Annotated in this window: 12 protein-coding genes; 11 read left to right on the top strand and 1 reads right to left on the bottom strand. The window is 74.2% G+C overall.

Annotation, left to right across the window (positions count from 1 at the left end; all coding sequences use genetic code 11):
• Positions 1-46 precede the first annotated feature (46 nt).
• Genes ACFHW0_RS15320 through ACFHW0_RS15300 form a run of 5 tightly spaced genes read left to right on the top strand, consistent with a single transcriptional unit; the run spans position 47 to position 7,369 of the window.
• On the top strand, positions 47-2,056 hold the full coding sequence (locus ACFHW0_RS15320; protein WP_416608173.1) for a hydantoinase/oxoprolinase family protein: 2,010 nt from the start codon (positions 47-49) through the stop codon (positions 2,054-2,056).
• A gap of 3 nt (positions 2,057-2,059) precedes the next feature.
• On the top strand, positions 2,060-3,637 hold the full coding sequence (locus ACFHW0_RS15315) for a class I adenylate-forming enzyme family protein (RefSeq protein ID WP_416608171.1): 1,578 nt from the start codon (positions 2,060-2,062) through the stop codon (positions 3,635-3,637).
• Positions 3,637-4,995 carry an adenylosuccinate lyase gene (purB, locus tag ACFHW0_RS15310; RefSeq protein WP_416608169.1) on the top strand — a complete coding sequence of 453 codons (1,359 nt, stop codon included), beginning with the start codon at positions 3,637-3,639 and terminating at the stop codon, positions 4,993-4,995. Before ACFHW0_RS15315 ends, purB begins: the two co-directional genes overlap by 1 nt.
• The gene (locus ACFHW0_RS15305; protein ID WP_416608167.1) at positions 4,992-5,753 is read left to right on the top strand and encodes an enoyl-CoA hydratase/isomerase family protein; all 762 of its coding nucleotides are present in this window, start codon (positions 4,992-4,994) and stop codon (positions 5,751-5,753) included. Before purB ends, ACFHW0_RS15305 begins: the two co-directional genes overlap by 4 nt.
• Positions 5,750-7,369 carry a thiamine pyrophosphate-binding protein gene (locus ACFHW0_RS15300; protein ID WP_416608165.1) on the top strand — a complete coding sequence of 540 codons (1,620 nt, stop codon included), beginning with the start codon at positions 5,750-5,752 and terminating at the stop codon, positions 7,367-7,369. Before ACFHW0_RS15305 ends, ACFHW0_RS15300 begins: the two co-directional genes overlap by 4 nt.
• A 185-nt stretch (positions 7,370-7,554) precedes the next feature.
• On the opposite strand, the gene ACFHW0_RS15295 is transcribed toward ACFHW0_RS15300, so the two are convergent.
• Complete coding sequence (locus ACFHW0_RS15295) at positions 7,555-8,379, bottom strand: IclR family transcriptional regulator (RefSeq protein WP_416608163.1); 825 nt, start codon at positions 8,377-8,379, stop codon at positions 7,555-7,557.
• A 151-nt stretch (positions 8,380-8,530) separates the two neighbouring features.
• On the opposite strand from ACFHW0_RS15295, the gene ACFHW0_RS15290 reads away from it, so the two are divergent.
• Genes ACFHW0_RS15290 through ACFHW0_RS15265 form a run of 6 tightly spaced genes read left to right on the top strand, consistent with a single transcriptional unit; the run spans position 8,531 to position 13,299 of the window.
• Positions 8,531-10,549 (top strand): hydantoinase B/oxoprolinase family protein, encoded by a 2,019-nt coding sequence (locus tag ACFHW0_RS15290; RefSeq protein ID WP_416608161.1) that lies wholly within the window; start codon positions 8,531-8,533, stop codon positions 10,547-10,549.
• Positions 10,546-11,529: a tRNA U-34 5-methylaminomethyl-2-thiouridine biosynthesis protein gene (locus ACFHW0_RS15285; protein ID WP_416608159.1), complete on the top strand. Its 984-nt coding sequence runs from the start codon at positions 10,546-10,548 to the stop codon at positions 11,527-11,529. Before ACFHW0_RS15290 ends, ACFHW0_RS15285 begins: the two co-directional genes overlap by 4 nt.
• The gene (locus tag ACFHW0_RS15280; protein ID WP_416608157.1) at positions 11,522-12,361 is read left to right on the top strand and encodes a 2-amino-5-chlorophenol 1,6-dioxygenase subunit alpha; all 840 of its coding nucleotides are present in this window, start codon (positions 11,522-11,524) and stop codon (positions 12,359-12,361) included. The genes ACFHW0_RS15285 and ACFHW0_RS15280 overlap by 8 nt, the downstream gene beginning before the upstream one ends.
• A 35-nt stretch (positions 12,362-12,396) precedes the next feature.
• Complete coding sequence (locus ACFHW0_RS15275) at positions 12,397-12,687, top strand: BMC domain-containing protein (RefSeq protein ID WP_089000518.1); 291 nt, start codon at positions 12,397-12,399, stop codon at positions 12,685-12,687.
• 23 nt (positions 12,688-12,710) lie between these two features.
• On the top strand, positions 12,711-13,049 hold the full coding sequence (locus tag ACFHW0_RS15270) for a BMC domain-containing protein (protein ID WP_089000517.1): 339 nt from the start codon (positions 12,711-12,713) through the stop codon (positions 13,047-13,049).
• Positions 13,036-13,299, top strand: a complete 264-nt coding sequence (locus ACFHW0_RS15265; protein ID WP_416608154.1) for a EutN/CcmL family microcompartment protein — start codon at positions 13,036-13,038, stop codon at positions 13,297-13,299. Before ACFHW0_RS15270 ends, ACFHW0_RS15265 begins: the two co-directional genes overlap by 14 nt.
• The last annotated feature ends 154 nt before the right edge of the window (positions 13,300-13,453 follow it).

The following is a 13,453-nucleotide window of genomic DNA, read 5'->3' as shown; positions in this document are numbered from 1 at the left end:
CCGACCCGTCGCCGACGCCATCCACCCCCTATCCGAAAGGCTCGCCATGCTCTGCATCGGCGTCGACATCGGTGGCACCTTCACCGACGTCATCGTCTACGAGCCGGCCACCGCCCGGCTCGCCGAGGCCAAGACCCTCTCCACCCCGCACGATCCTGCGGCGGCGATCTTCGAGGGTCTCGCCAAGCTCGGTGTCAGCCTGGACAAGGTCGACCGGTTCGTGCACGGCACCACCCGGGTGACCAACGCGCTCCTCGAAGGCTCCGGCGAGCCGGTGTCCGTCCTGGCCACCGAGGGCTTCCGGGACGTGCTGGAGATGGGCCTCGGACACCGGCCCCGCCTCTACAGCGTCAAGGAGAGCGCCCGGCCGCCGCTCGTCGCGCGCCGGCACCGGCACGTGCTGCGCGAACGCATCGGCGCCGACGGGCGCGTCGTCCGGCCGCTGGACACCGACGAGCTGGACGAGGCCCTCGACCGGGTGGCCGCCGCCGGCCCCCGCGCGGTGGCGGTCTGCCTGCTGCACTCGTACCGCAACCCCGCCCACGAGCGGGCCGCGGCGCGGCGGCTGGCGGAGCGGTACCCCGACCTGGTCTGCACCGTCTCCTCCGACGTGGTGCCGGAGCAGGGCGAGTACGAGCGGTTCGCCACCACCGTGCTCAACGCCAGCGTACGGGCGACCGTCGCCGACTACCTGCGCGGACTCGGCGACGCCCTCGCCGACGGCGGTTACGCCCACCCACTGTCGATCATGACGAGCAGCGGCGGCGTCGTCTCCACCGAGGAGGCCGGGCGGCTGCCGATCAACCTCGCCCTCTCGGGGCCCGCCGGCGGGGTCGCGGCCACCGTGCACCTGGCCTCGCTCGCCGGCTACCCGAACGTCATCACCTGCGACATCGGCGGCACCAGCACGGACGTCTGCCTGATCAAGAACGGTGCCCCGTTGATGACCAACGACGGGAAGATCGCCGGCTACCCGAACCGCACCTTCCAGGTCGAGATCAACACCATCGGCGCCGGCGGCGGCTCGATCGCCTGGCGCGACCGGGGCGGGGAACTGCGCGTCGGACCGCGCAGCGCCGGATCGACCCCCGGCCCGGCGGCGTACGGCCGGGGCGGCACCGAGCCGACCACGACCGATGCGCACCTGCTCGTCGGCCACCTCGACCCGCAGGAGAGCCTGGGTGGGGAGGTGCCGCTCGACCTCGACGCGGCCCGCGCCGCCCTGGCCGGGCTGGCCGGCACGTTCGGTCTCGACGAGCTGGACCTGGCGCACGGCATCCTCACCCTCGCCACGGTCAAGATGACCAGCGCGATCAAGGAGATCTCCGTCGCCTGCGGCCACGACCCCCGCGACTTCGTGCTGATGCCCTTCGGCGGCGCCGGCCCGATGCACGCCACCGACCTCGCCGACGAACTCGGCATCCGCCGGGTCCTGGTCCCGCCGGTGCCGGGCAACTTCTCCGCGCTCGGCTTCGTCACCGCCCAGGCCCGCCACGACTACGTCCGTACCGTGCTGGTGCCGGCCGACGACGACGGCCTGGCTGCCGTCCGGGCGGCCCAGGCCGACCTGCGCGACGCCGCCCTGGCCCAGCTCAAGGCCGAGGACGGCGTGGAGCCCGACCAGGTCAGCTTCGGCCTGTCGGTCGGCATGCGCTTCCGGGGCCAGAGCTTCGACCTCCCCGTCGCCCTGCCCGAGCTGCCGGCCGACGCCGACGAGCTGGTGGCGGCCTTTCACGCCGCCTACGCCGAGCGGTACGCCTACACCCGCTCCGACCACCCCGCCGAGATCGTCAACTGCCGGCTCACCGCCTTCGGGCCACGCCCGGCGGTGCGCTTCGCCGCCCCGACCGGCGGCCCGGCGGAGCCCGGCCGGACCCGTCTCTACCGCCCGGGCGGCTGGGTCGAGGCGACCGTGTGGCGCCGCGCCGACCTGGGACCGGGCTGTGCCGTCGTCGGACCCGCCGTCGTGCGGGAGAACGGCAGCACCACCGTCGTCGGCGGCGGATGGACCGCCACGGTCGACGACCACGGAAACCTGCTGCTCACCAAGGAGTGATCCGTGATCCCGCCAGCCCTCGACCTCACCGTGCTGGAGCGCGCCGCGCGGCAGCCGGACCGCGCCCTGTACGTCTTCGACGATCCGGCCCGGCCGGTGACCACGGGGGAGTTCGCCGACCTCGCCGGCCGGGCCGCCGCCGTCCTGGCGGCCCAGGGCGTCGGCCGTGGCGACCGGATCGCGGTCTGGGCCGAGAACGGGCTGGCCTGGCTGGTGCTGCTGGCCGCCGCGGCCTGGCGGGGCGCCGCCCTGACCACCCTGCACCCCGGCCTCACCGGTCCCGAGCTGACCTCGGCGCTGGCCCGCAGCCGGCCCCGGCGCCTCTACGCCGCCGAGCGGGTCCGCGACCGGCACGGCCCGTCCACCGTCACGCGGGCCCTGGCGGCGCTGCCGCCCGGGGAGCGCCCGGACGGCTGGCACGTCCTCGGCGCGGACCTGGGCGCGGCGGCGCTGGCGGGGCTGCCCGGCTGGGACGGCACCGTCCCGGCACCCGTCGGAGACCCGGACGCCGCCTGCAACATCCAGTTCACCTCGGGCTCCACCGGCCCGGCCAAGATGGTGTCGCTGAGCGCCGGCAACCTGCTGGCCAACGCGGCCTGGACGGCCGAGGCGGCCCGGCTGCGCGCGGACGACCGGATCGCCTCGCCGCTGCCCCTGGCCCACGCGGCGGGGCTCGGCAGCGGGGCGATGCTGGCACTGGTGACGGGCGCGCTGTGGGTCTCCACCCGCCGGTTCCGCACCGAGCCGGTGCTCGACCAGATCGAGCGGCACGCGTGCACGGTGGTGCAGGCCGTACCCACGATGGCGTCGATGCTCACCGACCGCGTCGAGCGGGACCCCGCACGCTGGGACCTGTCGTCGCTGCGGGTCGGCTTCCTCGGCGGCGCCACGTGCACCCCGGCGCTGGTCGCCCGCACCCGACGGGTGCTCGGCCTGGACCGGGTGGCGGTCGTCTACGGCCAGACCGAGGCCGGCCCGACGATCAGCCTGGACCCCGGCGACGGGACCTGCGGCGCGCCCGGTGACACCGTCGGACGCGTCCTGCCGGCCCTGGAGGCCACCGTGGTCGACCCCGCCACCCGCGCCCCGGTGCCCACCGGACACGTCGGGGAGCTGCTGGTACGCGGCAGTTCGGTCACCCGCGGCTACGCCGACGACCCGTTCACCACCGCCGCCACGATCACCAGCGACGGCTGGCTGCGCACCGGCGATCTGGGCGCGCTGACCGGCGACCGGGTCCTCACCCTGGCCGGCCGGATCAAGGAACTGATCATCCGCGGCGGCGAGAACGTCCACCCCGCCGAGGTCGAGGCCGTGCTCGCCGACGACCCGGCCGTGGCCCGGGTGTGCGTCGTCGGCGTGCCGTCACCCCGCTGGGGGGAGGAGGTCGCGGCCCTGGTCGTGACCGTCCCGGGTGGGCACTGCGACGTCGACCGGCTTGCCCGCGGCGCCACCGCACGGCTGGCCCGGCACAAGGTGCCGACCCTGATCCGTGCCGTCGCCGAACTGCCGCTGCTGCCGTCCGGGAAGGTCGACCGGCGGGCCGCCCGGGAACTGCTCGTCGCGGAGGGGGAACGCTGATGCAGCTCGGATCGTGCTTCCTGGACTCGCTGACCGTCACCAGCTTCTTCGGCAACGCCGAGATGCGCGGGGTCTTCAACGACCGGCAGCTCATGCAGTCCTGGCTCGACGTCGAGGCCGCCCTCGCCCGGGGCCAGGCGCGCCTGGGCATCATCCCGTCCGCCGCCGCGCAGGCGATCACCGAGGCCGCCCGCGTCGAGCGGCTCGACACGGCGGTGCTCGCCGCCGACGCCGCCGACACCGTGCACCCCCTGGTGCCGCTGGTGCGCGCGCTCACCGCCGCCTGCCCCGGCGACGCCGGTCGCTACGTCCACCTCGGCGCCACCACCCAGGACGTGATGGACACCGGCTTCGTACTGCGGGCCCGCGACGGCCTGGACATCGTGCAACGGCAGGTCGACGAACTGGTCCGTACGCTGCGGCGGCTCGCGCTGCGGCACCGGGCCACCCCGATGGCCGCCCGCACCCACGGGCAGCAGGCGCTGCCGACGACGTTCGGCCTGCGCTGCGCGGTGTGGCAGGACGAACTGCAACGGCACCGCGTCCGGCTGCGGCAACTGCGCCAGCGGCTGCTGGTGACCAGCATGGGCGGCGCGGCCGGCACCATGGCCGGCTACGGCGCCCAGGCGTTCGCGCTGGAGCACGCGGTCGCCGCCGACCTGGGGCTCGGCGTCGCCGACACCCCCTGGCACGCCACCCAGGACCGCTTCGCCGAGTGCCTGATGGTCTTCGGCCTCGTCGCGGCCAGCGCCGAGAAGCTGGCGAGGGAGGTCTACTTCCTCGGCCGCACCGAGGTCGGCGAGGCGTACGAGTCGCAGCGGGCCAGCCAGGTCGGCAGCAGCACCATGCCCCACAAGCGCAATCCGATCCGCTGCGAGGCGGTGATCGCCGCCGCCGGCACCCTGCGGGCCCAGGTGCCCCTGGCGTTGCAGACCATGGTCGCCCAGGACGACCGGGACATGGGCGTCGGGATGACGCTGTGGAAGCTGCTGCCGGAGTGCTTCATCCTGCTGGGCGGCGCGTTGCAGCGACTGGTCGACGTCTTCGGTGACCTCGGGGTCAACCCCGACCGGATGCGCGCCAACCTCGACCTGACCGGCGGGCTCGTGCTCTCCGAGGCGGTGATGCTGCGCCTGGCCGGCCCGCTCGGCCGGGAGCAGGCCCACCACCTGGTGATGCGGATCGTCCGCGACAGCCTCGATCAGGGCCGCCCGTTCGCCGAGGCGCTGCGCGCCGACGCCGAGGTGGCCGCCGCCCTGCCCGCGGCGGAACTCGCCGGCCTGCTGGACCCGCTGTCGTACGTCGGCCACGCCGCCGCGCTGGTCGACCGCGCCCTACTGAACTCGGAGTCCCCATGACCGACGCACACCGCGCCGAGGAATCCGTGCTGCTGCACCGCGACGGGCGACTGGCCCGGGTGACGCTGAACCGGCCCGCCCGGCGCAACAGCTTCGACCTGGCGATGCTCGCGCGCTTCGAGGACGTGCTGCACGAGCTGTCCCGCGACGACAGGACCGAGGTCGTCGTGCTCACCGGCGCCGGCACCGCCTTCTGCGCCGGCACCGACCTGCACGAGCTGGCCACCCTCGACGCCCGGGCCACGATGTCCGTGCAGCGCCGCACCGCCGAGCTGGTCGAACGGTGGTACCGGCTGGAACAGACCACCGTCGCGGCGTTCAACGGCCCGGCCATCGGCTCCGGCGCGGTGCTCGGCCTGGCCAGCGACCTGCGGGTGGCCGCCGACACCTGCTTCGCGACCTTCCCGGAGGTGGGCTTCGGCATCCCGCTGACCTGGAGCGGCATGGCGATCCTCGCCGACCTCGTCGGCGCCGACCTGGCCAAGCGCTGGCTGCTGCTCGGCGACCGGATCCCCGCCCACGAGCTGCGCGACCTGCGCCTGGTGACCGAGGTGGTGGAACCGGAACGGCTCGCCGACGCCGCGACCGGGATCGCCGAACGGCTGCTCGCCACCTCCGCGGTCGGACGGTCGATGACCAAGCGGGCCGCCCGCCTGGCCGGCCCCCGGTTCGAGGCCGCCGCCAACGACTCCTACCTCGGCGCGCTGAGCGTGGCGCTGCGCCCCGCCGGCGACTACCTCGCCCGGGACCCCCGGTGAGGGCCGGCGAGGCGATCGCCGACGCCGTCGTGGCGCACGGGGTCGACACGATCTTCGGGCTGCTCGGCGACGCCAACATGTTCCTGGTCGCGGACCTGGTGCAGCGGCACGACGTCCGGTTCGTGGCCGCCCGCAACGAGAACGCCGCAGTGATGATGGCCGACGGCTGGGCCCGCGCCACCGGCCGGTGCGGGGTCGTCACCGTGACCCAGGGCCCCGGCCTGGCGGTCGCCGGCGCCGCGCTGACCATCGCCCGGCAGGCCGGCACGCCGCTGGTCCTGATCGCCGGCGACACCCCGCCCGGCGACCCGCTGCACGTGCAGAGCTTCCCGCAACAGCCCTTCGCGCTGGCCACCGCCGGGGCGTTCGTGCCGGTGACGGCGCCGGCCACGGCGGCCCGCGACGTCGGCCTGGCGTTCCGCGCCGCCGCCGAACGGCCCGGCCCGGTGGTCCTCGACGTCCCCATCGACCTCCAGGACGAACCGGTGCCCGCCGGTACCGTGCCCGCGCCGGCGGTCGTCGCGTACCGGCCCGCGTCGCTGGCGCCCACCGACGCGGCGGTCGCCGAGCTGGTCGGCCGGCTGGTCGCCGCCCGCCGCCCGGTGCTGCTCGCCGGGCGGGGCGCCGAGGCGGCGGCGGACGACGTACGCCGGCTCGCCGACTGGTGCGGCGCGGTGCTCGCCACCACCGTGCTGGCCGCCGGGCTCTTCGCCGGCCACCCGTACCACCTGGGGGTGGCCGGGGGACTGGCCCGCCCGCTGACCCGGCGGGTGCTGGCCGAGGCGGACCTGGTGGTCACGTTCGGCGCCGGACTCAACCGGTGGACGGCCGACCACGGCGCGCTCTTTCCCCGCGCGCGGGTGGTCGCGGTCGACGTCGACGCGCGGGCATTGGGGGCGCGGTGGCCCGTCGACGCGGGGATCGTCGGGGACGCGGCGGTCACCGCGCGGGCCGTGACGGCCCGGCTCGCCCCGCGCGAGCGCCCGGACTGGCGCAGCCCCGCCCTGGCTGCGCAGATCGCCGCGGCCGACCCGTTCGACGGCATCGAGTTCGTCGAGGGGGCGGCGGGGATCGACCCCCGGGCGTTCATCCGGATCTGCGCCCGGCGGCTTCCGGCCCGGCGTACCACGGTGGTCGGGGTGGGGCAGTTCGGCGGCTGGCCCAACCTGCTGCTCGACTCCCCGGCCGTGGACCGCGCGTTCATCGCGCCCTGGGAGTTCGGCAGCATCGGGGTCGGCCTGCCGTACGCCGTCGGGGCCGGGGTGGGCCGCCCGGACCGGCCGGTGGTCGCCTTCGAGGGCGACGGCAGCCTGCTCACCGGCCTCGGGGAGCTGGACACCCTGGCCCGGGTCGGGGCACCCGTGCTGCTGGTGGTCCTCGACGACGGCGGCTACGGCGCGGAGGTGCGCAAGTTCGCCCCGCGCGGGGTCGACCCGGCGTTGGCCCGGTTCCCGGCCCGGGACCTGGCCGCCGTGGCGCGGTCCCTGGGCGTGCCGGCCTGGACGGTCACCGACCAGGCGAGCGCCGAGGCGGCGTTCGACGAGTTGCTGCCGGTGACCGGGCCGAGGATGCTGCACGTCCGGGTCCTGCCCGAGGTCACCCAGGAGCGGTTCTGACGGGATACGTCCCGCCTCGCCGCCGGCGGTCGCCGCTCCGGCACCCGATGCCGTGCCGGCACCGGGCACGCGGCGTCCAGAGCGACACCCGCCGGCAGCGCGCCGTCCAGGGCCGCCAGCTCCTCTGCGGTGCGATGCGGGCGCGGCGCCGGGGAGCCGCGGTTACCGGCCCGTGGGCGGCGCGGTCAGTCGCCCCAGCGGTCGCCGAAGCCGTGGCCGAGCTGCCGGGACAGCTCGGCGGCGGTGCGGCAGGCGGCGTCGGCCAGTTCGCGGGTGCGGGTGTCGTCCAACCGGAAGATCGGCCCGGAGATGCTGATCGCGGCGGTCACCCGTCCGCGCCGGTCGCGCACCGGGGCGGCCACCACCCGCAGCCCGTGCTCGCTCTCCTGGTCGTTGAGGGCCCAGCCCTGCCGCCGCACGGTGTCCATGTGCGCCACGAAGGTGTCCAGGTCGGTGATGGTGTTGCTGGTCATCGCCGTGAACGGCACGGTGGCGAGCAGGGCGCGCAGGGCGTCGTCGTCGTGGTCGACGAGCAGCGCCTTGCCGGCCGCGCTGCACCACAGCGGGATGCGCCGGCCGAGGCGGGAGACGAGCTGCACGTTGCGGGTGCCCTGCACGACGTAGAGCGAGATGGCGTCGGAGCCCTCCAGGACGGCGAGGTTGACGCTCTCGCCCTCCCGCTCGGCGAGCTGGTGCAGCAGCGGACGGGCCAGCGCGTGCAGGTCGATGCCGGCGAGGAAGCGGGCGCCCAGCTCGAAGACGGCGACGCCGAGGCGGTAGGTGCCGTTCTCCTCGTTGCGTTGCAGGAAGCCGGCGTCGGCCAGCGCGCGGAACAGCCGGCTGGCCGTGGACTTGTGCAGGCCCAGTTCCCGGCTCACGTCGCTGACCTTGCGCTCGACGGCGTCACCCCGGAAGGCCAGCAGGACGCCCAGGGCGCGGTCCAGCGCCTGGGTGCCCGACTCGCGGGGGGCGACGCCCTCGTCGGGCGTCGGGTCAGTGGCGTACGACATCTTGCTTCCCTGCCTTTCCGGCTGCTAGGTTTCATAATATAACTCTAGGACCACATGATGGTCCAGCGCACGGTGGTCCACTCGCCCCGACCAGTCCAGGTCCCCTCCGGCGGAAGACACGGACCGACACCGGAATCAGTGAGGCATCCGCATGACCGTGAATCCGATCGACCTGGAAGTCGTCACCGAGAGTCTCATCTCGATCGTCCGCGAGATGCGGCAGACGATCTTCCGTACCGCGCACTCGCCGGTGATCGCCGACGCCCAGGACTTCTCCTGCGCACTCTTCGACCCCTCCGGGCAGATGGTCGCCCAGGGCCGGGACATGCCGGGACACGTCATCGCCATGCCGGCCTCGGTGGCCGAGATCTTCGCCGACTTCGCCGCCGAGATGCGCCCCGGCGACCTCTACATCGTCAACGACCCGTACCGGGGCGGCAGCCACCTGAACGACGTCACCCTGATCAGCCCGGTCTTCGTCGACGGGCAGCTGTTCCTCTTCCCCTGCGTGCGGATGCACTGGGCCGACATCGGCGGCATGACCCCGGGCAGCGTGTCCGGCCAGGCCACCGAGATCCTCCAGGAGGGGCTGCGGATCCCGCCGATCAGGCTGATCGAGGAGGGCCGTCCCAACCGGGCCGCCTTCGACATCCTCTTCGCCAACGTCCGGATGGCCGAGGAGCGCCGCGGCGACCTCGAATCCAGCATCGCCGCCTGCCACACCGCGCAACGACGGCTGCGGGAACTCGTCGACCGCTGGGGCACCGGACTGATCCTCGACTGCGTCGCGGCCAACATGGACCGCACCGAGCAGCGGCTGCGCGACATGATCCTGTCGCTGCCCGACGGCACCTACCGGTACGAGGACTACCTCGACCTCTACACCGACGGCGACTACGACGCCGCGATCGTCCGCTGCCGGCTGACCGTCGACGGCGACGAGATCGAAGCCGACTTCCGGGGCTCCTCCACCCAGGTCGCCGCCGTGGTCAACTCGTCGCGGGCGATGACCGTCGCCGGCGTGTTCATCGCGGTCAAGTCCGCCCTCGACCCCGGCGGGCTGGTCAACCACGGGGCGTTCCGGCCCCTGCGGGTGCTCACCGAGCCCGGCACGGTGGTGCACGTCAGCTACCCCGCCCCGGCCAACGCCCACAGCGAGGTCCGCAAGCGGGTCATCTCCGCGGTGATGGCGGCGCTGAGCCAGGTGGCACCCGACCTCATCGCCGCCGACCAGTTCGGCACCACCTTCCAGAACCTCATCGGCGGCGTGGACGAGCACACCGGTCAGCCCTACCTCTACTACGACTACCCGGCCGGCGGCAACGGCGGATTCCTCGAATCCGACGGCCCCAGCGCGATGAATCCGGTCGACCTCGGCGACATCTCCACCATCCAGTCCGTCGAGCGGCTGGAGACCGAGATCCCGATCCTGGTCGAGGCCTGCGAGCTGCGCGCCGGCTCCTGCGGAGACGGTACCCACCGCGGCGGCCTGGGCAGCCGGCGGGAGACCCGGCTGCTGGCCAGCGGCGGGTCGTACTCGGTGCAGACCGACCGCACCACCGTCCCCCCGTACGGGCTGCGCCACGGCGGCCCGGGCGCCCCGACGGTCACGTACCTGCGCCGCGCCGACGGCCGACGGGTCGACTTCGACACCCCCGGCAAGATCGCCGGCTTCCCCATGCGCGCCGGGGACGTACTGGTCATGGAGTCCGCCGGTGGCGGCGGCTGGGGTGACCCGCTGGACCGCGCGCCGGAGGCCGTCGCCGACGACGTCCGCCAGGACTACCTGACCGGCGACGAGGCCCGCCGGCGCTACGGCGTGGTCCTCGACGGCGACGGCGAGGCCGACCGCACCGCCACCGCCGACCTGCGCCAGCGGCTTCGGGACGAGCGGAGTTGGCTGCGCCTCTCCACCACCGACCAACCCGCCTACACCGGGCGGCGCGGCCAACGCCGACTGGCCTACGTCGCGCCCGGCAGCGGCCTGGCCGAGGAGAGTCTCGTCGAACTGCACGGCGTGCACCCGGCACCGCTGCGGGCCTGGCTGCGCCACGACACGGCGCTCGCCGCAGACGAGATAGCCCTCGACGACGACGGGATGCAGATCCTCGGCGCCACCGCCGAGCACCGCGCGTACGTGCGCGTCCTCAGCGGGGAGGGGCGGTCATGAGCCGGGTCTTCCGGGTGCCGGTGGCCACCACCAGGCCCCGCACCGGTGGCGGGGCCGGCAACGCCCCGGCCCCGCAGGCCGCGCCCGCCCGGGCCGGCATCGTCGCCGGCTGCCTCAGCCCGCACCCGCCCCACCTGATCTACGCGGAGAACCCGCCGCAGAACGAGCCCCGCTCCACCGGCGGCTGGGAGACGCTGCGCTGGGCCTACGAGCGGCTGCGCAAGCGCATCCAGGAGGTGCACCGACCCGACGTGCTGATCGTGCACGCCCCGCACTGGATCACGATGGTCGGCCACCACGTCAACTGCGCGCCCAACCCGCGCGGCATCTCCGTCGAGCCGATCTTCCCGCACCTCTTCCGGTACCGCTACGACTTCCGCACCGACGTGGAACTCGGCGAGGCCATCGTCGAGGAGGCCAGCGGCCTCGGCCTGGTCACCCGCGCGATGCGCGACCCCCGGGTACGCGTCGACTACGCCACCATCGGCGCCCTGCACCTGGCCAACCCCGCCTGGGACATCCCCGTGGTCTCCCTGTCGGCCAACAACAACCCGTACTTCTACTCCGACGCGGCGCTGGAGGAGATGGAGGTGCTCGGCGAGGCCACCCGCCGCGCCGTCGAGGCCACCGGCCGCCGCGCCGTGCTGCTCGCCTCCAACTCCCTGTCGCACCTGCACTGGCACGAGGAGCCGGAGCTGCCGGAGGACATGGAACGCGAACACCCGTACAACAACCACCAGTACCGGTGGGACATGAAGCTGCTCGAAGCGATCCGCCGGGGACCGACCGCCCCGCTGCGGGAACTCATCACCGAACACATCGAGGCCACCGCGTCGGAGACGAAGGCCGGCAGCCTCACCTGGCTGCTCGCGGCGATGGGCTGGCCCAAGGTCGCCGGTGACGTGCTCGGCTACGGCACGATCATCGGCACCGGGAACGCCGTCGTCGAGTGGCTGCCCGAGGGGAGCCCCCATGGCTGACCGGACCGGAATCGTCGCCGGCGCACTCCTGCCCGGCATGCCCCACCTGCTGGCGAAGGAACCCGCACCGAGCTGGGCCGCGCTGGCCTCGGCCGCGCGCGACGTGGGCGAACGGCTGCGCCGGCTGGAGCCGGACGTCGTCCTGCTGCTGTCCACGCAGTGGTTCACCGTCCTCGGCCACCAGTTCCAGTGCGACCCGAACCCGCGCGGCGAGCACGTCGACGAGAACTGGTACGCCTACGACTACGGCCTGCTCCGCTACGACCTGCGCTTCGACGTGGAGTTCAGCGAGCGCTGGGCCGACCGGGTGCAGGCCGACGGGAAGCAGGCGCGCCGCACCCGCTACGAGGGCTTCCCGATCGACGCCGGGACCATCGTCACCTCGGCGCTGCTCGACCCGGAGCGCAAGCTGCGCTGGGCGCAGGTCTCCTGCAACCTGTACGCCGACGCCGACACCCTCGCCGACGTCGGCCGGGCCGGTGCCGCCGCCGCCCGCGACGCCGGCGTACGCGCCGCCGTCGTCGTGGTGAGCGGCCTGTCCTCCGGACTCATCCAGCAGTGGATCGAGCCCGGGCAGGACCACATCGGCGCACCCGCGCACGAGCAGTGGAACACCCGCGTACTCGACCTGCTCACCGCCGGCAAGGTCGACGAGGCGCTCGCGATCCGCGAGGACTACGCCCGGCAGGCCCAGGCGGACAGCCAGTTCCGCGCCCTCGCGTTCGCCGCCGGGACCGGCGCCGCGAGCGGACCGGCGCAGCTGCACGCGTACGGCCCGATCTGGGGCACCGGTGCCGCCGTCCTGTCCTGGAACCTGCCCGAGCGTCCCTGACCGAAGCCGACCCGCAACCAGAGCAAGGAGCAGACATGCGAAACGTGGCCGTGGGCTTCGTCGAAGCCGAGGGTTTCACCCCCATCTTCGACGCCGTCGACGCGATGGTGAAGGCCACCGAGGTCGAGGTGACCAAGGTCGTACGCCTCGGCGGCGGCATCGTCGCGGTCGCCGTACGCGGTGACCTCGCCACCGTCGAGGAGGCGGTGGACATCGGCGAGGAGACCGCCCGGACGCGCAGCCGCTCGGTGCGCTCGATCGTCTTCGCCAGCCCCTGCGACGCGGTGAGCGCGCTGGCCGCCGAGCCTGACCTCGTCGGCAACTGACAACCGGGTAAGGAGAATCAGACATGTCCTCCGACATCGCGATCGGAATCGTCGAGACACGCGGCCTGGTGGCGCTCTCGGCGGGAATCGAAGCCATGATCAAGACCGCCGACGTCCGGTGCGTGGCCGTGGAACGGGTCACCAGCGGCTACCTCGCGGTCGCCGTGCGGGGCACCCTCGCCGCCGTACGCCAGGCCGTCTCCGCCGGAGAGGCCGCCATCCGCGCCCACGGTGAGCTGCGCAGCTCCCAGGTCTACCCGAAGCCCCACCCGACCACGGCGGCCCTGCTGGACGCGCCCGAACCGGCCCGCATCCGCGAGGTCATCGCCGGCCTGCGGGGAGAAACCGATGGTGCTCGGTGACGTCGTCGGCAAGGTGTGGGCCGACCGCATCCTGCCGGCGTTGCAGGGCAAGCGGCTCGTCCTGGTCCGCCCGCGCGGCGACGGGCCCGACCTCGTCGCCGTCGACCCCCTGAACGTCGGCGTCGGCACCACCGTCCTGGTCGTCACCGACGAGGCCGCCGCGGCCGTGACCGGCCAACCCACCGTGGACGCCGCCGTGGTCGCGCTCGTCGCAGACCCCGGCAGCGAGCGGACCCAACCCACCACCTGAACCGGAAGGGACACCCGACCATGCCCGAGTCATCCTGGCCGGTGAGCCTGCGCGACGGCCACCCGAGCGCCGACCCGCCGACCCTGCGCAACTTCGTCGGTGGTGAGTTCGTCGAGGGTGGGCGGCGGTTCGTCAAGTGCAGTCCGGTGACGGG

This window comes from Micromonospora sp. LOL_025 (assembly GCF_048060285.1).
GTDB lineage: Bacteria > Actinomycetota > Actinomycetes > Mycobacteriales > Micromonosporaceae > Micromonospora.
Note: the sequence above shows the minus strand (reverse complement) of the source record. Positions and strands in the feature narration are given on the sequence as shown.